The sequence below is a fragment of the Photorhabdus namnaonensis genome (assembly GCF_001684335.1).
GTDB lineage: Bacteria > Pseudomonadota > Gammaproteobacteria > Enterobacterales > Enterobacteriaceae > Photorhabdus > Photorhabdus namnaonensis.
This window is the reverse complement of record NZ_LOIC01000104.1, coordinates 1-674: the sequence shown is the minus strand read 5'-3', so window position 1 is coordinate 674 and position 674 is coordinate 1. Positions and strand designations below refer to the sequence as shown.

1 protein-coding gene is annotated in these 674 nt (G+C 55.3%); it reads right to left on the bottom strand.

The features are described 5' to 3' along the window. Positions 1–674, bottom strand: a 674-nt coding sequence (locus Phpb_RS22800) for an Ig-like domain-containing protein (RefSeq protein WP_240492673.1), incomplete at both ends; no start/stop codon positions are given.

Below are 674 nucleotides of genomic sequence, written 5' to 3'. Positions count from 1 at the left end.
TGCCGTTGTTGTAGTGTTCTTTGTCTTTATCCACTTCCACCGTCACGCCGGTGACCCGATAACTGAGACTCAGTTCCTCAAAGCTGACCTTTTGATCAGCCTCTATCCACGACGGGTTCGCCGCCGTTTTCGCCGATACCTGCACATCCTTCACCGCCTCCGTGCTGGTTAAGGTCGCGGTCACCTGTCCCTGCGCGTTGCTCACCGAATCGCTCTGTTTCGTCAGGGTTAACCCATCAACTTTTGAATTGGTCTGCCAGTCAATGTCGACCGGCTTACCCACCACCAGATTGCCGTGCCCGTCCTTCACCGTCGCCGTGAAGGTATAACTGTCACTGCCGTTGTTGTAATGCGCCTTGTCTTTATCATCCGCATCTACCGTCACGCTGGCGACATAATAGCTGGCGCTGTATTCCGTAAAACTGACTTTTCCGTTCGCGTTCTCCGCCGTCTGCTGGGTAGCCGTTTTCGCCGATACCTGCACATCCTTCACCGCCACCGTGCTGGTTAAGGTCGCCGTCACCTGCCCCTGCGCATTACTCACCGAATCGCTCTGTTTTGTCAGGGTTAACCCGTCAACCGTTGGATTGGTCTGCCAGTCAATGTCGACCGGCTTACCCACCACCAGATTGCCGTGCCCGTCCTTCACCGTCGCCGTGAAGGTATAACTGTCA